We start from the raw sequence: 22224 nt of genomic DNA on the forward strand, positions 1-22224 counted from the left end.
CTTTATCTCCTTACAAATGACAGCGGAGAAAGAGAGCCGTTTCGCCATTATCTTCATAGTAGAAAGGTTTTTTGTTCTCAAGGACAAAGCCTTGTTGATAATAGATTTTTTGGGCATGCGTATTGCTTTCTCTTACTTCTAAAGTTACCGACTTTCTATCCAATTCACGACTGATTTGAAGCCAAATCTTTAATAAATAAGAACCCAAACCGTGTGATTGCCACTCAGGATCAATGACTAATTGGCTAATATGGGTATTATTAATTAAACACCTACCCGTAATCATTCCAATAATTTTTGACTTATCAGTTGCTAAGTCTTTTGCTTCAATAACTAAGTATAAAATCTGTGGATTTTTATGCCAATCCCTTTCAAAATCAGATAAATCCCAAGCAATATAACCTGCGTAACCTTTTTGCTCTAACTGCACTAAAGCTTGTAAGTCAGTCTTTTTGGCTAATCTTACTCTGCATTGGATGTTTTTTTGTTTTTTTTGCCTTATTAGCGCTAAAGAATCAATATAAGGGCTAATTTGAGTCATTGCTTTATGTCTTACTTTAGTTTTCTCTTTAAAAGGATTAAATACTCGTTTCATTAGTTTGCTCAACATAACTTTCATTCTTTTCTTGGATTTGATTAGTTTGTTTGGCTGCCCATTCTTGTTCTGCTAAAGTCAAATGTGCATAGAAAGGCTCAAAAATATCTACATCTTCAACATGCTTTCGTTCAATGTAAGGCACTTTACCAACCTTTGGCCAAGCATATTGACCTGTTACAAATCGATGCTGAATACTTTGCTGAGAAAGGCTTTCTTTAACAAAGTTAGTAAGATTATTTTCATGGGCACTCAGGAATATTAACTGCTTAAGGTCTGTCTCGTTAAATTGTGGCAAGAGTTTCTCTTGAATCCAATCTTGCCAGTCAACATGATCATCTTTAATTTTATTTTTCAATAAACCATCTTGCCAGTGATAGGCCGCTGTGTAGGCTGTCCCTCTTCGCGCATCCATAATAGGAATAATCCAAGTTTTCCCACCATCATCGGCCACTTGACCTGCCATAATCGCTAGACTGGAAAAACTCTCTAAATGACTTTTTTTGGTGGAAGTCCAAACCTTCGCCATTGTTGCTCCAATCCTCAAGCCTGTATATGAACCAGGACCTCTCCCTAACCAAATTTGGTCAATGGTTTCCCTCTCCCACTTAACAGCAAGTAATAGCTGTTCCACCAAGGGTAGAAGGAAGGCCCCGTGTTGCTTGGAGACATTCGAATTGACTTCGATGATCAATTGATCCTCTTCAAAAAGAGCTAGAGATAAAACATCGGATGAGGTATCTAATGCTAAACTTCTCATCATGGTCTCCTTTCAACCTATTGGTTATTTTTTAATACGCTCTTGCAATCCAAACTGTTTCTTTAGCTGGCTTCCCAGATACAAGGCATTTATCTTTCTTAACCAGAGCATTTTCACCTGCAAAATAATTTTCAAATGGTAAATTACGTGTTGTAAAGCCTGTTAATTCCTTAATCTTAGCTTCTGATTCCTCACTACCATCCCAGCCAACTAATACCCAACCTGGGGTTTCATTGGCTGCCTTTTTATTTTCAATATGGTCAATCAATTCATCTAGAGTATCAATATGAGTATACATATTGGCCTGATTGCGTTGGCGAGCTTTTTCTAAAAGACGATTTTGCATTAAGGCTAAAGCTTGATGAACTTGTTCAGCCAAGCCATCCATTGTGATGGCATTTTTTTCATCTTCATCTCTGGCTTTCATAATCACTTGATTATTTTCAATGTCTCTTGGACCCACTTCTATACGAATAGCCGCTCCACGCAACTCCCACTCATTAAACTTATAACCTGCTGAGTTATCTGAATCATCAATATAAGTTCTAACACCTGCTGCTTTTAATTGAGCGTCTAAGTCTTTTACTTTTTCAAGCACTTGGTCTAATTTTTTCTTAGGTCCAACGGGAATGAAAACAACCTGCTGAGGAGCTATGGCTGGTGGTAGAACCAATCCTTGATCATCTGAATGGGTCATAATCATTGAACCGATTAAGCGGGTCGAAACACCCCAAGAAGTGGTATGGGCATAAACGTGCTCATTATCTTTATTTAAATAACGAATATTAAAAGCTTCTGCAAATTTAGTTCCCATATAATGAGAAGTTCCTGCTTGCACAGCTTTACCATCTTGCATCATGGCTTCAACTGAAAATGTTTGCACCGCTCCAGCAAAGCGCTCCGAAGGAGTCTTCTCACCTTTGAAGACCGGTACTGCTAATAATTCTTCTAATAATTCAGCATAGATTTCTAGCATACGCATGGTTCTATGACGAGCATCTTCCTCATCAGCATGAGCAGTATGTCCTTCCTGCCATAAAAACTCAGAAGTTCTTAAAAAAGGCAAAGTGCGTTTTTCCCAACGGAAAACATTGGCCCACTGATTAATTTCATAAGGTAAATCACGGTAGGAATTAATCCAATTAGAAAACGCATCGCCTATCATGGTTTCTGAAGTCGGTCTTAAGGCCAATCTTTCTTCCAAAACTTCACCAGCTGCTTCAGTTACCCATGGCAGTTCTGGACTAAATCCTTCAATATGATCTTTTTCACGAGTAAAGAAAGACTCAGGAATAAGCATTGGGAAGTAGGCATTGCGAATACCTTCTTCTTTTAAACGCTTATTAAAATATTCTTGAATATGTTCCCAGATTTCATAACCATTTGGTTTAAAGATTATACAGCCTCTGACTGGTGAATAATCCATTAAATCTGCTTGTTGAATTGTTTGTAAATACCATTTCGAAAAATCTTCTTTACGAGTAACCATTATTTTCCTCCTATAAATAAAAAATAACTGCCTTCATCCTATCAAGGACGAAGCACAGTCAGTCTCCGCGGTACCACCTTATTTGCATCTTAAAAATGCCCACTCAAGGCGATAAAGGAGCCACCTGATTTCAATAAGATAGTAGGTTCATTTGCTGAGTGGGGAGACACTTCCATCCTCTGCCTCTTGCTGGGGACCATCTACAAATTACTAGTCTATTTTCACTTCTTATTATAAAGAATCAAGGAATAAAAACAAGCCTAAGTTATTCTAAAACAATAGCATCACCTTGAGAATTGAGATCGTAATCAGGCAATTTACCAAAATTCTTTAGTGGCCAATAAATAAAAGTAGCTTTACCAATTACCGAATCAGAGTCTATCAAGCCAAAAGTTCGTCCATCAACAGAATTTTGCCGATTATCCCCCATTACAAAAAACTTGCCTTCAGGAACTACATCTTCACCTGTATATTTATACATTTCAAAATCTTCGGTAAAGTTTCCACCACCATTCGCTTGATACTCTTGCGCCTTTTCATCTAAGTAAAACTCATCCACCCTCTGTCCATTAATTATCAGCTGATCATCTTGATAAGCAATTTTATCGCCAGGAACTCCAATCACACGCTTCACATAAAGCTTGGGTTCTTTACCGGGTAGTGGATTAGGTTGAGGGAAAATCACAACATCAAAACGCTCGATATCTGATAGTTTCCACATCCAAACCTTTTCGCCATCTTCCAAAGTATGTTCCATTGAGGAACCATCTACCGAAAAGGGTTGTGCAACATAATGATAAAAGGTAAATAATACAGCTAACCAAATAGCCATATATATTAACCAAGAAAAAATCTCTTTAAAAAATCGTTTTGTCTTCTCCATAAGTCACCTCTAAACTTTCTGTTTCTTATTTTATAACTTTTCCACCAAAAATGCATCTTGTATTGGTATTCTTGTAAAAAAATATGCTATTATGATTTTAATTCGAAAATTATGAATTAAGTGTGTTATTTGAGCTGTTTTATTTTATTTGACATTCAAAAATGTTAAAATAAGTTTAATTACTTTGTTGATAGTATTGGAGGAATAAATAATGAATCGTAAACCTAACCCTGGCCCTTCGCGTAGCCGGATGCACCAAAAAAGAAAACGTCGTTTTTCTTTTTCAACTCTTATCGGTGTTCTATTAATTATTGTGGCACTAGGGCTTTTATTAGTGAACCCCTTAAAGAACTACCTCATTCAAAATAAAACCAATGATATTCAAATTTCTAATATGACTCGTGATCAAATTCTAGCTAACCAACAAAAAGATGTCACTTTTGACTTCGAGGATATTCAACAAGTAGATCCTTTTACCGTTATTTCTAGTAGTGTGAATCCTAAGGACCTACCCGTTATTGGCGGAATTTCAATCCCTGAATTAAAGATTAACTTACCAATTAATAAAGGAACATCTAATGAAGGCATGTTCTTCGGAGCAGGAACGCTCTCGGCTGATCAAAAAATGGGTGAATCCAATTATGCCCTAGCTAGCCATCACATGTATGATCAATCTTTACTTTTTTCTCCACTTAAAGACGCAAAAAAAGGACAGAAAATTTATATGACTGATTTAGATAATATCTATGTTTATGAAATTTCTTCCATTTTAGTAGTAGACCCTTCAGCCGTTGAAGTGCTAAACCCTTCATCTGAACCAATTGTTACCTTGGTTACTTGTACTCAGGATTTTGTTAACCGAATCATCGTGCAAGGAAAACTAAAGGAAAAAGTTCCAATTGACGATGCAAGTAATGAAATGATGAACGCTTTTAAAATTGAAAGAAAAATAGCTAACAATACTTAAGCAATAATTAAACTGCCTATTCACTTTATAAATGGAGTGAGCAGGCAGTTTTTATTAATTAGAATCTAAGTCCATTGCTAAATCGATGGCTAAAATAGTTGCTAAAACCAAAACTGTATCTACACTTTCAGCTAGGATGTCCATTTCAAAGGTATCTGACCAAGAAAGAAACTTTTTCTTTATACGAGCTATTGGCTGTCTTTTAGAGTCTTTAATCATGTAATCATGTTGAAAAATACTGCCATCAACTACCCAATCTACCCCTTTTACCACATACTGAGGCTTAAAGAAGGTAAATTTTTTATGAATTCGACAAAAGAATTTACCCTCTTGGATGACATCGACTGTCGGTAAAAGTGATAAAACTTTTTGATTAACTTCACATAAAACTTTTCCTGATTGAACATCAAGAATTTTTGTTTTTCGACCGATTGAAATTAATTTACTATCTACTCGATATATTGGGCTTTTATTTTGATCATAAATATCAAAATCTTGTTTAAATGACCACATTTTTTGTTTCATATAAAGCTTCATAAAATCCCTCCTCCTATTCTTATTTTATCACACGGACCTAGTTCTGCTCACCTAATTAGACATAATCAAAAAAAACAGTAGGTCTTTTGAGACCTACTGAATCTTTCTGCTCTAAGTAAAAATAATTAATTTAAGTATACAGTTGAACCGGTTTCTAAATATAAAACATGTTCACAGATATTGGTAATATAATCACCTATACGTTCTAAACTAGATACTAAATCAATCGTAAAGATTCCTGCTGGAATACAATCTTCATTGGTAGCCATTCTTAAAGTAACTTCTTCAAAAACAAGATCATACTGTTTGTCAATTTGGCTATCCATAAGGGCAATCTGACTAGCCTCTTGAATATCACCATTTTCGATGATACCTGCTAATGGTTCAAACATTAACTGTAAACGTTCTACCATTTGATTCACAATAATCATCACGTCTTGATAATTTGAAAAATCAGGCTTATTTCGCTTGATACGTTTAGCAATTGTAGTAGTATGTTCTGCAATACGCTTCAGTTCAACACTAGTATTTAGCAATGCAAATATGTAACGAAGATCTGCTGCAACGGGTTGCTGTAAAGCGACTATAAGATAGGCATCTTTTTCTAATTCAACAGATAATTCATTAATTTTCTCATTCATTTCAAGCGTTGAAACTGCAAGCTCATTATCTGAGGCAATAACTGCTTGATGGGTGTTATCAAAAATACTTTGCGTTAAATCAAACATTTGGTTAATTTTTTTAAACAAACCTTGTAATTCTTGTATATAAATTTTTCGCATATTTTGTCCTCCCTTCTAGAATTTATTTTATCATCTACTTATTATAACAACATTGTAAGCGCTTGTCAAACTGCCTAGATTGTTTTTAAAATAAAAAGTTCTCACCATTAATTATAGCGAGAACTTTAATTATCAATTAGTTATTAAATGAGACATGTACATGGTCATAATGGTTTTGTGTCACACTACCACGATCTTCCATTTGTTGCCATTGGCCGCCTGTCCAATGGCCATAGATTTGTTGTTTCCAGATAACATAAGCGATATTACTATTACCCATATTAGCTACTGCATCTGCAGCGATTTGGTCGCCTAATGCTGAACCTACGGGCACCATAAAGTCAACAGCTAATCCTTTACCATGGTCTCCGCTATCTCCAGGTCTTAGCCCGTATGCAGCAACTCCATATTGATTAGCAATTCGACTACCATAATTAGCCGCTGATTGTGATACACCAGCTAAGGTCGATGGTGTCGTATAATCATTACTTACTTCTTCAATGACTTCCTCTACAACTTTCTCAGTAACAGGCACTTCTTCTACTATTACTACTTCTTCAGTGACCTCTTGAATAGCTGTTGTTGTTTTTGTCAACTCTTCTGACGCTAGTGGTTGTTCAACTTCCTCAATAACACTTTCTATTTTAACAGCACTAGATTGTGTTGTCTCAACTTCAAGCTCTTCAGCTTCAATAACTTCCTCTTCACTTACAGGGTTTACTGTAACTTCTCCAGTAGTTGAAACTTCCTCAATAGTCCTGTCCACGACTTCGTCAGTTAAGACTTCTTCTACTAGAGGGAGCTCGTTTAATAACTCTTCAGATGATTCAGCAACATCTTCTAATTGGACTGTTTCTTCAGCTATTGCTAACTCTTCTTCCACTTCAAAATCATCTGCTTCATTGACATTTAAAATGATCTCTTCAACTACAACTTCTTCTTCAAGAACAACTGCTTGATCTTCAGTTTCAACTTCTGGAGTTAGACTGACTGGAATGTCCATTTCAAATGTTTCCCCAGCGGATGTTTCAACGTTTAACTTTTCAGCTTTATGATTAATATCATATTGAGCGACTAGTTTTGTTTCTGGGTAAATAAGGTTAACATTTTCAATTTGGTTAGCTTCAGCAAGAAAAGCTAAATCAATATCCATCGCTTCAGCAATTGCTCCAAGGGTGTCTCCATATTTAACAATGTAAGTCATTTGATTATCTTCATCTGCCATTAGTTCAGCACTTATTTCTTCAACCGTGCGCGCATTCCAATTCTGAGCAGATGTAATCGCCACAGGCGTAAGCATCAGCATTAGAGAAGCACCTAAACTCACTTTCTTATTAAATTTCATTTATATACACCTCAATAGTTTATTTTCTTAAGTAATTGTAGTTTAAATCAACTACTTTTCTTAAACAAGCTTTGAACAGTCAAATCAAAGAATTGATTTGGATCTGTAACCTCTCAAACATATTAGGCCGTTTTATGTAATCTGTTTGTAAAATTTCACCTTTCTTTCAATTTTTTATGCTAGAATTATTTCAACAAATCAATAAAGGAGGGTTATTATGGCTAGAATTAAATCGTTTGATGGTATTAAAGGAATTGCAATTCTTTTTATTATTCTCTATCATTTATGGCCAACTATTTTCCCCGGTGGATTTTTGGCAGTCAATCTTTTTCTCGTTTTAGGAGGTTATTTTTTAACTATAAAACTTTACCAAGATAAAAGGGTAGAGTCTTGGCAATCATTATTCTTTCTTTTCAAAAAAACAGTCCAACGCTTGTTCTTTCCGATGATGTGGTTAATTATATTAATTTTATTTTTCCTTCAAATTTTTAACCCTCTCATACTTAAGTCTATGCGCAACGAACTGTTTGCTAGTCTCCTTTTTGCCAATAATTACTTTCAAATTCTAAACGGTCGCTCTTACTTTACGGATATGGCTGTAACTTCTTATTTAACACACTTATGGTATGTAGCCGTTTATCTCCAATCCTTTTTAATAACTGGACTCTTAGTCTTCTTAAGCAAAAAAATAAAAGTACCTGCTATCTATTTAGGCCTATTTTGGCTCTTTATCTTTAGTCTATGTACTTTCTTAACTGCAAATGGTTATTCCTATCAAAAGGATCCCTCAAACATTTATTATAGTTTTCAAACGCGGTATGCTTCTTTTGCGATAGGGATAGCGACTTATTACCTTATTCTAGTAATCCAAGAAACAGTTGAAGAACTTCAAAGACGACAATTAAGGATCCATTACTTCTTTATCGTGATAATAGCTCTAATTCTATTGCTTATTCAGTTTCTTTCTCAATCCGATCAAGAAGCAGCAGGCTATTTATTAGGACTTCCTTATTCTAATTTATTTACTGCCCTATTTATTTTAGGTGCTGGGCAGAAATTCATCGTTTTTGAAAAGTTATTAGGTAACAAAATTTTCACTTGGTTAGGTAGAAGATCTTATAGTATATATCTTTGCTATTATCCTTTATTAGTTGTCACTTTTAGTTTTCAACGTTTATTTGCTAATCACATGAATATTTTAAAATTAATCGGCCTATGCTCAATTATCCTTTTTTCTTCTATTTTTTATTATATTTTTGAGTCTAATCGTTTCCATATACTCTTCTCAAACAAAATCAGCCTAAGAAGGAAGCTCTACTGGGTTAAAAGATATTTACATTTCCCAAATAGCAACAAAAAAGATTTTGCCTTTGCAACAAGCTATCTTTTTTTAATAATTTCTAGTTTGATTGGCCTGCTTCGAAGTGATAATCATATACCACTAGCTTTATTTGATCTCCAATATGGAATCTACGCTACCAATCCCAATCCATTTAGTCCTTATTATAAAGTGGATCAGTCATTTAAAAAATCTCAAAAACGTTTAAATGATTTTGATCAACTAGCAGCTAGTAATTTTTCATATTCCATCAACCAAACAACACTAGCGGATAAAGTCATACAATCTATCCAAAAAGACTCTATCTTAAATCAGATTGCCAGTCTTTCTCAAGAAAAAAGACAAAGATTCGAAGAAATTCAACAGCAATTTCCTAAGCTGGCAACTATCCTCAGCCCGCAAGAAATACTCTATGCTAATGACCTTCCAGTCACATTATTCGGTGATTCAGTGGCTCAATTTATTGGAGCTAATATTAACACATTTTTTGATCAGGCTAATGCATTTGGTTATGTTAGTTTAAACATTTGGACATCTTACGATAAATTCCAAGCGCTTATAGACCAGGGTTTAGTGAAGGAAAACTTAGTCGTTAACTTAGGAACTAACGGGGGGTTGGATGTTCCGGCCGTTGAAAAATTGATAAAGATGGCTGGTGAGCGAGAAATATACTTAGTTAACTCAAACTCTGACATCGAATTTTTAGATCAAATTGATCAAGTGATTCAAACACTTACTCAAAAATACTCTAATGTTCATTTAGTTGATTGGCGAGCTATCTCAACAGGTCATCCGGAATATTTTCGAGAAGACGCTATTCACCCAAGTGTGGAAGGTGCGGAGTTTTATCTTTTAGAATTGGCTAAAACAGTCTATCAAAATCGGCTTTAATACATTCAACCTCAGATGGAAACTAGCCATCTGAGGTTTTTTGTACTTATTTATGATAGGCATGATTGTTTAAAATGCGGAAAGCTCGATAGATTTGTTCAATTAAAACTAGTCGTATCAACTGATGAGGAAGCGTTATTCTACCAAATGAGATAGCTTTATCACTTGTTTTTTTTAATCGTTCAGCCAATCCTAAAGACCCGCCAATAATAAAACTAATGTGCGAGTGTCCATAAGTAGCAAATTGATTGATTGATTCAGCTAAATCCTCTGATGATATTAAGTCTCCCTCAATAGCTAAAACAAAAACTTTACTTTGTTTATTTAATTTCTTCTCTATGCGCTCAGCCTCTTGTTCTAAAAGCTGTTCAACCTCCGTGTCAGTCATTTGCTCTTTAGTTGATTCATCAGCTACTTCATGAATTGAAACCTTTGCATAAGCTGACAATCTTTTGAGATATTCAGACATTCCTGCTTTAATGTACTTTTCTTTGACTTTGCCCACACAGATTATATCAACACGTATCATTCCTTACTCCTTTCATTAGGTGGATAACTGTTAATAAAACAAAGACTTATCCACAGTTTATTTTAAATGCTGTGGATAAGCCTGTATATTTGTGGATAAACTAGTAAGGAACTGCACTATTCGATTCTTCAGACTCTTCTTCGGATGGGAAAGGCTGAATTTCTGTCGGGTTTTCAACCGCTGCTTCTAAAGTGATTTCTATCTCCATGTCTTCTTTAGCACGGCGGATAGATAATTTCACTTTATCGCCAACTTTATATTCATAAAGGAATTTTTTCAAGTCATTAATCGTCTCTATTTCCTTGCCATCAATAGCACGTATCAAGTCGTACTCTTTAAGACCAGCTTTAGCAGCAGACCCTTCAGGTTCTACTTCACGGATAAAGGCCCCCTTTACATCTTCATCATTCAAGCCCATTACTTGGGTGCGATAATCTGGATGGACTAATCTCAAGCTAGTATAACGGATGCCCAATACAGGTCTAACGACTTCGCCGTTTTTCTCAAGTTGGCCAATAATATCCACTACATCTGAAGATGGAATGGCAAAGCCCATTCCTTCGACATCGGTCGCTGATAGTTTGCTTGAATTAATTCCAATTAATTGGCCGGCAGAATTTAAAAGGGCTCCTCCTGAATTACCAGGGTTGATGGCCGCATCCGTTTGCAGTAAACTCATATCCCAGTCTGGTACACCATCGCCATTTAAATCCACTGGCACAGATCGATCTAAACCAGAAACAATCCCTTTAGTTACTGATGTTGCAAACTCACTACCTAAAGGTGAACCAATTGCAATAGCGACTTGTCCAACTTGAACATTATCAGAATCAGCAAATTCTAAGGATTTACTTGCTGCAGAAGCATCAATTGTTATTACAGCTAAATCACTTAAGGCATCACTTCCAATAATTTCTGCTTTGACAGTTTCACCATTTTTTAAACGAACTTCTAAAGCATCTGCTCCTTCAATTACATGATGATTGGTAACAATGTATGCTTTATCGCCATCTATGCGATAGACAACTCCTGACCCTTCTCCAATCACTTGCAAATCTTGATCTTCTTCATCTGGTATGAAGTATTGGTTATATTGATATTCCCAAAAAGGATCTAATCCTTGATAACTTTTTTGCATGTTTGCAATGGACACCACTGCCTCACTTGCCTGATCCACTGTGTCTACCATATTCTGTTCATTTTCTGGTAGTTGAACAGAGTCGGCAGTTTTAATGGTGCTTTCCACCTGAGAAGGTTCTTGTGAAAAGGCCGAAAAATCATTATTAAAACTCAAACTACCTGCCAATAATAATGATAGAGTCATGCCTGAAAGACCCACAAATATTTTACGCCAACGTTTTGTGCCATCATTTTGATTATATTCTTCTCTCATTTTACTATACGTCCTTTCTATTATACTTACAGAATGAACTATAACACTGTTTTTTTAAGAAAGTATGAATTATCATCGTTAATTTTAAAGTGAATTGTAGAAATTTGAGATCTGTTTATATTTTTTTAATAGGTGTGGCCTTAATTGGATCTGTCATATGAAGTTTTAAATCCCTTACAGTATCCACATCATAAGCTTGTAAAGTGTCTTCCATCGTTAACATGGCTAATTCTTTGGTATTATTATCCTGACTTAAATGTCCGAGGTAGATATCTTTGGTTTTGGATCCCATTAAGTCTCGGATAGCTAGTGCTCCATCTTGATTAGATAAATGACCTTTATCACTAAGAATACGTTGTTTTACAGACCAAGGATAAGGACCATATCTCAAAAGTTCAATTTCATGATTAGCCTCTATTAAATAGGCATCCGCATTCCTAAGTTGACTGCGCAATCGATCGGAAACATAACCTGTATCCGTCAACATTACAAATTGTTTATTGCCTTTTTGAAAGGCATAAAACTGTGGTTGGGCTGCATCGTGACTCACATTATAACTCACAATATCAATATCACCCAATTGTAACATGGTCTCCGGTTCAATATACTGTTTGTTTTCTGGAGCAATCTCACCAATCATTCGATCCATGGCCTTCCAAGTTTCTCTATTAGCATATATAGGAAGATTGTACCGTCGAGAAAGAACTCCCACCCCATGAATATGATCTTTGTGCTCATGAGTGACGAAGATAGCATCGATTAGATTAATGTCTCGATCGATTTGTTTAAATAAAGCCTCAATTTTTTTCCCACTTAAGCCTGCATCAACTAGAAATCTTTTTTGGCCCGATTCAATATAAGTGCAATTGCCAGTTGAGCCACTTGCTAAAATTGAGAAGCTTAAATCAGTCCGTTGAGCTGAAATATCTTCTATCTTTTCTTTAGCCGTTTGACTTTGATAGTTGGTATATAATTGTTGCTCAAATTTTAACTTTGCTTCTTTCATTTGCGTTCACTCCTGTTCCGTTCTACACACTTACCTAAAATCCTCCAGAGAAAGTTCCACCGCCGGAGCCACCCATCGATCCACCAGAGAAACCACCTCCGAATCCACCCTTATTATTCCCTGCAAAACCACCTTGAGCTGTTGTTTGAGGGGAAACAGAATGAATAGTTTGAGTCACTTGATTGCGGAATAAAGACCCATAGAAATATGGGTGCGCCAATGTATAGGGCCTGTGCTCTTGGGCATGAATTTCACTCGGCTTAAACTCCATTTCAATCGCTTTAACAACCCTGTCCGCTACTCCTAAACTAGTTGCAAAGACCAAATATTCTTCCCAAAGAGGTAAAGAGGCAATTTCTCTAACATTAAAACGCCCAATATCTTTTAACATCTTGCTGAAAGCACGCCATTTATCCCTCATTTCTTGTTGTTCGGTGGTCATAAGTGGTCGTTTTTTCATGATTATTCGCATATAGATGTATAGTCCAACTGATAAGACTGTTCCAATTCCGATAATCACCCCGATAAGTTTCATTGGTAATAACCGAGCGATATCCAAACTATATAGAAAGAGTAAATTAATAATAATTCCACCAATTATTAAAATAAGAGCTGTATTATTGGCCATTTCAATCTTTCGTGTTTCAGCTAAGGCTTGGCCTAAAAATTGTTCACCTTCTACTGCTAATTTATTTTTAAATCGTAACCAATAACGATATTGTTTCTTACGAAATGAAGGATTATCTTCAGCTAACTGGTCTAATTGTGCTAAAGTAACACCCGCTCCTTCATTTGCTTGAGTAAAGTAATCCCAAACAAATTTCTCATGCTCTAATATACCCTCAGGATAATCCGGACCCCAGTAAAGAGGAATAATCTTTACAGTCTCAGCAGACTGTTTCTTACCTGGTAGGGCCTCTATTTTCAACCAACCTTTTTGAACTAAGTGTAAAAGGGTCGCAACAAAGTCATCTTCATTTGGCCATTCACGAAGATATTTTGTTGCCATCTGACCAGGTGTGGTAGCTTCAGGTAGATCATAAAAATAATCTGGTACATAAACGGGGTGAGGATTTAACTGCTTCGATTGATGACGATATTTCATTAAACTAATTAAAAGCAACAAAGGCGGTCCGACTGACCCAAGTATAGCCATTATATAGGCAATCATTTTCATTTGATTTACATTTTGAGCATCTTTTTCGACTTGAGCTTGGGCAGCTGCTAAGAGTTGGTCTAATCGCTTTTCATCGATCTTATTCGAGTTAAGGGAGGTCCACTCCTTAGGAAATACAATCTGTCCTTCAACAAACTGACTGGCAGTGCGCTGAGGAACGTCTAGATAGACAACTGTTTTTTGGTCTTCTTCAACAATTTTCACTTCCCCTTGAGGAGCCCCATAACCCCATGCACGAACCTCTTCTTTAGTTTCAGCTTTTTGTGGCAGTTCAATGCGAATTTGAACATCTGTTGTAAAATCTGAGCGTCCAAATTTTCTAAGGAACTCTGCAGTGTCCTGATAATTGGTGACTAATTGTTCGAGGGTATATTGAAAAACAAAATACCTGCCTTCTTTTTCTAAGGGATAAAAGATCTTACTTGTAAGTCTACCGTTTTCTTCATGCATTTGATAGGTCCCTTTATTTTCATTGTCTGCTATGTCTAAAATTTCAATAGAGCTTTCTCTATCCTCACTAACGCCAACCGAAAAGTTTGAAAGTTGATAGCCCTCATGATCTAAATCAAATAAGACACCGCTCATAAAATTTGCATCATAATATTGATAATCTGTAAATTCAACGCTTCCATCTTCCATTACCTTGGCATTAATGAATTGCTCAGTAATTGAAAAATCAACTTCTTGTGCACTTATTATTGGGTTTAATGGACAAGCGAAAATACAAAGCGGTGTGACTACAAAAACCAAGATTTTTTGAAGGAAATGCTTAAACATTAAAATACCTCCCCTTTTACTAGTCACCTTCTGAAAAGCGACGTAACCAGTTGCCTTTAGGATCAATTAATTCAATCCATTCTTTAATAGCTGGTTGTAATATATTCGCAACGGACCCTCGGACACGATAAAAATCAGCATTTTGACTTCTACTAACTTTCTCTAAGTCTGCCATATCAAAGTGATGGGTAAAGGCTTGTTGAATGGTTGTTGTTTCATCTAAACAGACAGCATAGATCACTATTTTCTCCCACTGATCAATAGTTGAAAATCGCCTTAAATCAATTTGATTGATGTTACGTAAGTCTTGCTTAAATAAATTCCAAACGAGTCTTTGTTGATTATTTGATTTTTGATGTTTTTTTTGCTTGCTTAATAAGAAAAGGAAGACCAATTGAATAATGAGCATACTTGCAAGCGCTAATAAAATCCAAACTAACCATTGACTTCTTTGCTGATTAAACATGTCGTAAGAAATTCCTATAGCAAAGAGGACTGTCAAAACATTACTGGCAATTGCTAAAAGAGGTGAAAAATTTTTGTGTTTATTTTTTAAATGATCCGCTGAAACATTTTTCACTTCAATGGCATCAGTATATTTTTTCCACAAATCTTGATATTTCTTCTTTATTTGTTTTTGTTGGCGAATTTTTACAATAATTTCTTCTAAAGTTATGACTGCTCCTTCCTTCATACTTAAGCTAATTAACTCTAATGCATAGCGTTCATGGCTCGGAAGGTGGGTGTATCTTGATCGGTCTTCTAACAATTGAAAAGCCAGAGTGTAACCGCTTCTTATTCGACTGTGACTCCTATTTTTCATTCTAACCGGAAGAATCTTCAAATACCCTTTTCTTCCTAATTCTAACAGACTAGCCGCTAACTCATTAGACCCAGGGGCTTGATCATAAACAACCGCATTAATCAAACAAACATCCATCGGTTCAGGTATCATTCCTAATCTAGTCTTCTCAACCATGGGAATTGTGTCGTTCTTTTTATTTAATTGGTAGCTACGATAAAGAAAGAGGGTCGCAATAAGAGGAATAAGAATGGCTAAGAAGGTTCTTAATAATAATTGATACTCCTTTTGTTTAACTTGATCAGCGATATCTTTTTGAATTTGAGCTTCTCTAATTTCAATCGATTGTTTCCCTTTAATATCGATTATATTGGTATTATTGGGAGTAACCGATTTAGGGAAAAACATATGAAGAGAAAGAAGGTCATTATTCTCTGTAGGGTGATTGATGAAAAGATTCAAAGTAAAAGTGGTTTGACCTTCTTGATTAAGCATTTCGCTGTTTTCTACTTTTCCTCCTTGTAACCAATAAGAAAGTGCTTCCTCCTCAATCAAGCCAGCAAAAGACATCATCAACTTCAGTTGGCTTTTTCTTTCTTTGGCTGTATCGACTAAAGGAATCCAGCTTCCTTCAAAATAAGCACCATCTTGGTAGTTAGTCACTGATTGCTCCAAATCATATTCAATAATATACTCCACTGTATCATTGACAACCGGATAGCTTATAATCAGCCTTGCTTCTTGTGGGGTTTGAGTCATTTGATAGCTTCCTGCTACTCCACTAGAAGTTTCAGCAAGATAATTAATGGATTGATCTTTTTCGATCATTCCCATTCGATAAGACGATAAATTCTGATTTTCAGTAGGAATACTTAATTCTAATTGATTCAGATACTCAGCCTGGATTTGATAATATAGACGTACTTGGGTCCTACCTTTAGCATCTATTGTCGCTTCAATGCTTTGTTCTTTGACTTCATAGGCATTTTCTTGAGCAATTACTGTATGATGCAAAACTCCTCCAATTAGAAAAACAGAAAGAATGATGCTATAAATTATGTGTTTTCGTAATGTCTGCAAACAAAAATAAGTCTTCATATCTCACACCTTTACTCTTTCACTACTAATTTTTAAAAAGTTATCTTTTAATTTTTGGGTTTTTTGTTAACAACATTACCCTTAATAGCATCCACTAATACTGAGATCGTCTGACCACTCTCTTTACGATAGTAGATTAATTCCCAAGCGGGTAAATATAAATTAAATTGCTTGGTTTCAACTGAACGAAAATAGCCTAAAGTCATTGAAACTATTTCAGCATCGTTGGGCAAGGTGGTATCAATTCGGTTTTCTACAACAGCAATTACCTCATTGGTTGAGATTAATTGTCTTTGATCTTCTAAACGTACAAAAGGCTCTTGATAGGTCTGCATATAAGAAATCATGTCATAATTTTCATCTAATAAAATACGAATCTCTGCTGTTCCATCAGAAATTGGTACTGCCGATTTCATGGAAGAATCTTCTAAACTTCCCCCTTTTTTAGTCACCATCCGAATGATAATCATTCGCTCTTGCGGAGAATACCAATGATTTAAATAAAATTCTCCATTAATAAAGTAAGTAGGGTCTTTTAAGATGTTTTCATGAATCCATGCAAAATCTTCATTAGTTAAACTGTATGTTTCCTCTCCAAGAGAAATGTCTAATTCGACCGGACTTGAGAATTCACTAACCAAGACGCCATCTGGATCAAGTGAAACAATTTGATTTTGTAATTGTTGTCTTTTACTCCACAATTCATTGTTAGGGGTGTTTTTTAACACTGCCAATTCAGGAGCATTATCGTTCAATTCAACAGCATCCTTGAATTTAATTCCCCGATCTTTCATTTCCTGAACGGGATTAATTTGAGCTGTCGGGTCTTGAAAGTTGAGACCAAATGCTCCGCGCTCTACTAGGAGATAGGCTAAAAACATATCAAAAATTACAAAGAAAACAAGCAATATAATTTGTATCCTTTTGAAATCCATTTTTTCTCCCTTCTATCCTCAGTCAGCTAAGCATTGGTCCTGGCGTCTCTTTGCTGCAGCATAATGCGTAGACTGCCATCTTTTAATTGATCAATCGAATAGACTTGAGTCCCTACTACAAAAAACCACTTTGGTACCAAATTCACTTTCTTGAAGTTTTCCATATCTTTTTGCCATTCGAAGCCTAAAATAATTTGATTAAATTTTGAGAATTTGAGATTCTGTTCTTCTAAAAGCTCAGCAATTTCTGCTCCTGATTCAACAAGCTGAGGTGAAGATAAATCTGAAATGTTTACACCTAAAATCACTAAAGACATTTGTAACTTTTCTAATTTTAATTGACTGCGTTGCGAAGTGAATCTCAATTTGCTTGCTCCATAATCCGGTAAAGTAGGATCTGAAAAGATAGGCATCCCTGCTAAAAAGCGACGCAAAATCAACTGGTTATTTTGCTCAGAAAAAACTCTTACATCTTCCCCCCAATAATTAAACCGCTCAGCTAATTCTAAGCTTTTTTGCAATAAATCCTTTTGCGTTACTAAATCCTTTTGCGTTACTAAATCCTCTTCACTCCTTAAAAGACCGTTAATTTGATTATTATGATGGTTTACAGTCATAATATTGGTGTCATCATCAATCATCAAACTACTATTATAAGTATGATAAGAACGCACATTATTTAAGTCGGGTTGAGTAATATCAAAGTTAGCTCCTTCAAATACTGGATCAATAAAATAATTTTCAGGTACTTTTTCAAGAGAATACACTTGACTTGGAGAAGCTAAGGATTCTTTAGGCAGATACACTGTGTCTCGATTAATCTCATATTCAGCCATTTCAATTCGATCAGCAGATCCTGTAGCAATAGCGGCAAACAATTGCTCAATATCTATCGATCGTCTAATTCTCCCTTCCAAGAAGGATTTATTGACAGAATCTACAAAATAAACTTTTCCTGGCTTTTCAACGGGAAGGATGACACGGTTGACCTTGAATTGAGTAGATGCACCCTCTGGTATTTCGACCATATCTTCTAATAAAAGTAGCGAAATTTTTGTCAAATAGATAAATTGGATATGATCTTCGCCCATGATCTCATCCAATTGAATCGGATCAATTTGTGGTTGATTATCCACTAGCACAGTGATGGGCTCATCAGTTAATTTATGAACTTCTTGAAGAACTTGAGATTGATAAGCATGATAGTACTTACCTTCATTTTTAATAATAAGTTGGTAAGGGGCGACCAAGTCGGTAAGTTCTAACTGATGCGTTTGAAAATAGGGTTGATCAATCGTTACCTCACCTATCTGCATATCTGACTTAGGTAAATCAGCATATTTTTGATAAAGCATTTTAAAAGCTTGATTATTAATTAGAAAATAAGAAAAAACAATATTTATGAGAATAGCCACTATTAAAGAAACTGAAATCCAAATTCGTTTTTTCATTAGGCATCCTCCCAATCATCTTCGAACTCAAGCTCAGTATATGGAAGAGAGAAAAGGAATATTGAACCTTTATTCTCTTCACTTTTAACCCAAATTTTACCGCCATGAAGTTCAATTACTTCTTTAGAAATGGCTAACCCCAATCCAGTACCTCCCTGTTGGCGCGAACGTGCTTTGTCTACTCGGTAAAAACGATCAAACAGATAGGGAAGATCTTTTTGCGGAATTCCTAGGCCTGAGTCTTTCACACTAAATACAACATGGTCACGATAATCCGCCAAGGTTACAATTATCTTACTACCATCAGGGGAGTATTTCATCGCATTATTCATTAAGTTATCAATCACTTGAGTAATACGGTCTTGATCTATTTCTACATAAATTTCTTTTGAGGTTAAATGACGAACAATTTGGTACTTAGGTTTATCTTCACTTTCTAAGGTAAACTCTGCCCGGTCTAGGATATAGTTAACTAAACGCTTAAAATCAATATATTCAAAGTTTGGCTTCACTTGACCGCCATCTAGCTTAGACAAATCTAGCAAATTACCAATCATCCGAATCATGCGATTAGATTCTGATTGTATAACCTCAAGAAACTCCGGAGCAAGCATTTCATCTTTCCAAGCTCCATCCACTAGGGCTTCCGAATAAGACTTGATACTTGTCAGCGGGGTCCTTAATTCATGAGAAACATTGGAAACAAAGTCACGACGTTCTTGTTCATTTTTCTCTTGTTCAGTAACGTCTTGAATCACACAAACTAGGCCCGTTACAAAGCCTGTTTCTCGCCTGATCACTGAAAACTCACATTTTAAAACCGTCTTCATCCCATCGACGAAGCGATTAACCAAAACCTCATGATCCCCTTTTAAAAACTTAGCTAAGGTATAATTTTCATTAATGCCTAGAGTTTCTAAAATCGGCTGACCTACAGCTTCGTTTTGATACATGTCTAATAAGAGTAAGGCTCGATCATTTACTAAGAGAATATTTCCTCGACGATCGGTACCAATTACGCCATCAGTCATATGTCTTAAAACACCATCTAAGCGTTGCTTTTCCGATTCAGTCGATTCTTGCGCATCTCTAACTTTTACAGCCAGGTCATTAATGGTTACAGCAAGGTCTCCTATTTCATCATGTCCAAAGACTTCAGCCGGAAAATCATATATTCCTTCCGAAATGCGTAAAGCTTGTTGCCGCATATTTTCAATCGGGGTAGTAATCCCTTGCGAAAGCACAAAGGCTAAAATAAAACCAGCTAAAATGGCAATTAAAATGGCTCTTAAAAAGAGATCTGTTACCTTCTCTCTTTGTTCATTTATCCGGTCCATTTCTGTTTGCACAGCAATAGCCCCTAGCATGACGGTTCGATCTCCCTTGTTCGAAAGAATCGGCTTCACCACATGATAAGGTTGTTGAAAACGAATGAAATAATCATCCTCTAAGGGACGTTGGTTAATTAAAACATTACGGACTAATTCATCATTCGTGCGAGTTCCAATCGAAGAACGCTCAGCCAAGTCATTAGTAGCTAATAGATAGTCTTGTGAATTAACAATTTGAATTTTAGTGGAATAGGTTGAACTGAAAGAATCCAGCGCCTGTTCTAGGCGCTGGTTACGGTCTTCAGTCGTCAATTGTTGATCTTCTAAAATGGGGACAACATTATTGGTAAGAAAATCGATTTGCGTATTTATCTGTTCCTTCATTGCAGTAACGGTCTGTGTTTCCAACTGATCAATAAAATAGATACTGACAAACTGAAAAACGATTACTAAAATCACTACAAATAGCAAGGGAATTTTCACATAAATCGATTGTATCCATAAAAACGAACGATTCATTAAACTGCTCCCTACTCTTGATCTGGGTTCTTAAGAAAATAGCCAACCCCTCTTCTAGTGATAATATAGGTCGGATGACTTGGTAAATCTTCAATTTTTTCACGTAAACGTCTTACAGTAACATCCACTGTTCGAACATCACCAAAGTAATCATAGCCCCAAACAGTTTCTAATAAATGTTCACGCGTCATCACTTGGCCAATATGTAAAGAAAGGTAATGTAACAATTCAAATTCTCGGTGAGTTAGCTCGATTTCAACTCCATTTTTTGAAACAATATAGGCATCTTGATGAATAATCAAGTCTCCCACTTCGATGTCATTATTTTGAGCAGCTTCTAGTTCTTCTTCTCTTACAGTATTTCGACGTAAATTAGCTTTAACACGAGCAACCAACTCACGGTTTGAAAAAGGTTTTGTCACATAATCATCTGCACCTAACTCTAGGCCTAAAACCTTATCGATTTCAGAGTCTTTAGCGGTTAACATAATAATTGGCACAGAACTGGTTTTTCGAATCTCACGGCACACCTCGAGTCCCTCAATTTTAGGGAGCATTAGATCTAACAAAATGAGATCAGGTGATTTTTCAGCAAACTTTTCAAGAGCTTCTTCACCATCATAAGCTGTCTCTACTTCAAATCCTTCATTTTTTAAATTAAATGTAATGATGTCTGAGATTGGTTTCTCATCGTCCACAACAAGAATTAATTTCACGCTGTTTCACTCCTTATCTCCTTCTCATAAAAAAATTAACGAGGAAGGGTTTATTATTGAGCTTGCGACTCCTTTTTTCTTCTATGCATATTATACCTTTATCATGTAAATAGTCAAAATACGACACTTTTAATTGCTTTGTTTTTGGCTTTAAAAATCAATCTTATCTGATTCTTTACGAATCATTAGCAAACCATCTCCTAAAGGAATTAAACAAGAACGGTGTTCTTTGGAAGTTAAAACTACTTGATGCAACTCATTGAGTTTACGATGAATTTTACGAACCCGTTTGGGAATCTCTTTTTCGTCGTGTAAAATGGTTCCTCCTTGAAAAACATCGTCAATAATCAAGATCCCTCCAAGTCGCAAAAGACGCATACACTCAGGTAAAAATTCGATATATTTTGCCTTGGCGGAATCCATAAATATAAGATCATAAGCCTCATCTAGCTGGGGCAATAAGTCTGCTGCATCTCCTTCAAGAAGTTCAATACGATTATTTAGCCCTTGTTTAGCAAAATTTTCTTTTGCCCTTTCATACATATCAGGGTAGCGGTCAATGGTGGTTAAGTGTCCATCATTTCGTAAGTGCTGAGCCATTAAACTAGCAGAAAAACCAATAGCTGTTCCGATTTCTAAAATGCGCTGGGGTTGAAGACTTGCACATAAAAAATCAATAAACTTTGCTGTTTCATGAGGAATGACGGGTATTCCTCTCTCGTTAGCATAGGCTTCTATCTCTGCAACTTGTCCTTCAAAAGGCAATTGACCCTCTCGCATAAATTGAACGATGGATTCCATCACTACCGGTCGATGCATCATTTCATTTAACATACTTTCATCTCCTTATAAATAAAGAGTGAACGAGAAGGTCTTTTGACTCACTCGTTCACTGCGGTTTG

Annotated in this window: 19 protein-coding genes; 2 read left to right on the forward strand and 17 right to left on the reverse strand. The window is 35.9% G+C overall.

Annotation, left to right across the window (positions count from 1 at the left end; genetic code table 11):
• Positions 1–10: 10 nt before the first annotated feature.
• From ACQV2X_RS05165 to lepB, 4 genes are all read right to left on the reverse strand, one after another.
• A complete protein-coding gene (locus ACQV2X_RS05165) occupies positions 11–595 on the reverse strand; it encodes a GNAT family N-acetyltransferase (RefSeq protein ID WP_428873998.1) in 585 nt (194 codons plus the stop codon).
• The gene (gene tsaB / locus ACQV2X_RS05170) at positions 579–1355 is read right to left on the reverse strand and encodes a tRNA (adenosine(37)-N6)-threonylcarbamoyltransferase complex dimerization subunit type 1 TsaB (protein WP_428873997.1); all 777 of its coding nucleotides are present in this window, start codon (positions 1353–1355) and stop codon (positions 579–581) included. Before tsaB ends, ACQV2X_RS05165 begins: the two co-directional genes overlap by 17 nt.
• Before the next feature lie 31 nt (positions 1356–1386).
• Positions 1387–2844: a proline--tRNA ligase gene (gene proS, locus ACQV2X_RS05175; RefSeq protein ID WP_428873996.1), complete on the reverse strand. Its 1458-nt coding sequence runs from the start codon at positions 2842–2844 to the stop codon at positions 1387–1389.
• A gap of 265 nt (positions 2845–3109) precedes the next feature.
• On the reverse strand, positions 3110–3727 hold the full coding sequence (gene lepB, locus ACQV2X_RS05180; protein ID WP_428873995.1) for a signal peptidase I: 618 nt from the start codon (positions 3725–3727) through the stop codon (positions 3110–3112).
• A gap of 211 nt (positions 3728–3938) precedes the next feature.
• Between lepB and ACQV2X_RS05185 the strand changes: the two genes are divergently transcribed.
• Complete coding sequence (locus tag ACQV2X_RS05185; protein WP_428873994.1) at positions 3939–4694, forward strand: class A sortase; 756 nt, start codon at positions 3939–3941, stop codon at positions 4692–4694.
• 54 nt (positions 4695–4748) lie between these two features.
• Here the strand turns inward: ACQV2X_RS05185 and ACQV2X_RS05190 are convergent, their stop codons facing one another.
• The 3 genes from ACQV2X_RS05190 to ACQV2X_RS05200 all read right to left on the reverse strand — a co-directional run bounded on the left by ACQV2X_RS05190 (position 4749) and on the right by ACQV2X_RS05200 (position 7358).
• The gene (locus ACQV2X_RS05190; protein ID WP_428873993.1) at positions 4749–5231 is read right to left on the reverse strand and encodes an LURP-one-related/scramblase family protein; all 483 of its coding nucleotides are present in this window, start codon (positions 5229–5231) and stop codon (positions 4749–4751) included.
• A 125-nt stretch (positions 5232–5356) separates the two neighbouring features.
• Complete coding sequence (phoU, locus tag ACQV2X_RS05195; protein ID WP_428873991.1) at positions 5357–6013, reverse strand: phosphate signaling complex protein PhoU; 657 nt, start codon at positions 6011–6013, stop codon at positions 5357–5359.
• 136 nt (positions 6014–6149) lie between these two features.
• Positions 6150–7358 (reverse strand): LysM peptidoglycan-binding domain-containing protein, encoded by a 1209-nt coding sequence (locus ACQV2X_RS05200; RefSeq protein ID WP_428873990.1) that lies wholly within the window; start codon positions 7356–7358, stop codon positions 6150–6152.
• 217 nt (positions 7359–7575) lie between these two features.
• On the opposite strand from ACQV2X_RS05200, the gene ACQV2X_RS05205 reads away from it, so the two are divergent.
• Entirely contained in the window at positions 7576–9588 is a 2013-nt protein-coding gene (locus tag ACQV2X_RS05205) for an acyltransferase family protein (RefSeq protein WP_428873989.1), read from the forward strand.
• 46 nt (positions 9589–9634) lie between these two features.
• Here the strand turns inward: ACQV2X_RS05205 and rlmH are convergent, their stop codons facing one another.
• From rlmH to ACQV2X_RS05255, 10 genes are all read right to left on the reverse strand, one after another.
• On the reverse strand, positions 9635–10114 hold the full coding sequence (gene rlmH / locus ACQV2X_RS05210) for a 23S rRNA (pseudouridine(1915)-N(3))-methyltransferase RlmH (protein WP_428874024.1): 480 nt from the start codon (positions 10112–10114) through the stop codon (positions 9635–9637).
• 103 nt (positions 10115–10217) lie between these two features.
• Positions 10218–11510: a S1C family serine protease gene (locus ACQV2X_RS05215; RefSeq protein WP_428873988.1), complete on the reverse strand. Its 1293-nt coding sequence runs from the start codon at positions 11508–11510 to the stop codon at positions 10218–10220.
• A gap of 115 nt (positions 11511–11625) precedes the next feature.
• The gene (locus tag ACQV2X_RS05220; RefSeq protein WP_428873987.1) at positions 11626–12516 is read right to left on the reverse strand and encodes an MBL fold metallo-hydrolase; all 891 of its coding nucleotides are present in this window, start codon (positions 12514–12516) and stop codon (positions 11626–11628) included.
• A gap of 34 nt (positions 12517–12550) precedes the next feature.
• Positions 12551–14470 (reverse strand): DUF2207 family protein, encoded by a 1920-nt coding sequence (locus ACQV2X_RS05225; protein WP_428873986.1) that lies wholly within the window; start codon positions 14468–14470, stop codon positions 12551–12553.
• Positions 14471–14489: 19 nt separating this feature from the next.
• Complete coding sequence (locus ACQV2X_RS05230; protein ID WP_428873985.1) at positions 14490–16286, reverse strand: DUF2207 family protein; 1797 nt, start codon at positions 16284–16286, stop codon at positions 14490–14492.
• Positions 16287–16417: 131 nt separating this feature from the next.
• A complete protein-coding gene (gene yycI / locus ACQV2X_RS05235; RefSeq protein ID WP_428873984.1) occupies positions 16418–17305 on the reverse strand; it encodes a two-component system regulatory protein YycI in 888 nt (295 codons plus the stop codon).
• 26 nt (positions 17306–17331) lie between these two features.
• Entirely contained in the window at positions 17332–18756 is a 1425-nt protein-coding gene (locus tag ACQV2X_RS05240) for a two-component system activity regulator YycH (RefSeq protein WP_428873982.1), read from the reverse strand.
• Positions 18756–20606: an ATP-binding protein gene (locus tag ACQV2X_RS05245; RefSeq protein ID WP_428873981.1), complete on the reverse strand. Its 1851-nt coding sequence runs from the start codon at positions 20604–20606 to the stop codon at positions 18756–18758. The genes ACQV2X_RS05240 and ACQV2X_RS05245 overlap by 1 nt, the downstream gene beginning before the upstream one ends.
• An 11-nt stretch (positions 20607–20617) precedes the next feature.
• Positions 20618–21322 (reverse strand): response regulator YycF, encoded by a 705-nt coding sequence (gene yycF / locus ACQV2X_RS05250; protein ID WP_428873980.1) that lies wholly within the window; start codon positions 21320–21322, stop codon positions 20618–20620.
• Positions 21323–21472: 150 nt separating this feature from the next.
• Positions 21473–22156, reverse strand: a complete 684-nt coding sequence (locus ACQV2X_RS05255; RefSeq protein WP_428873979.1) for an O-methyltransferase — start codon at positions 22154–22156, stop codon at positions 21473–21475.
• Positions 22157–22224: the final 68 nt, after the last annotated feature.

This window comes from Facklamia sp. P12945 (assembly GCF_050409485.1).
GTDB lineage: Bacteria > Bacillota > Bacilli > Lactobacillales > Aerococcaceae > Facklamia.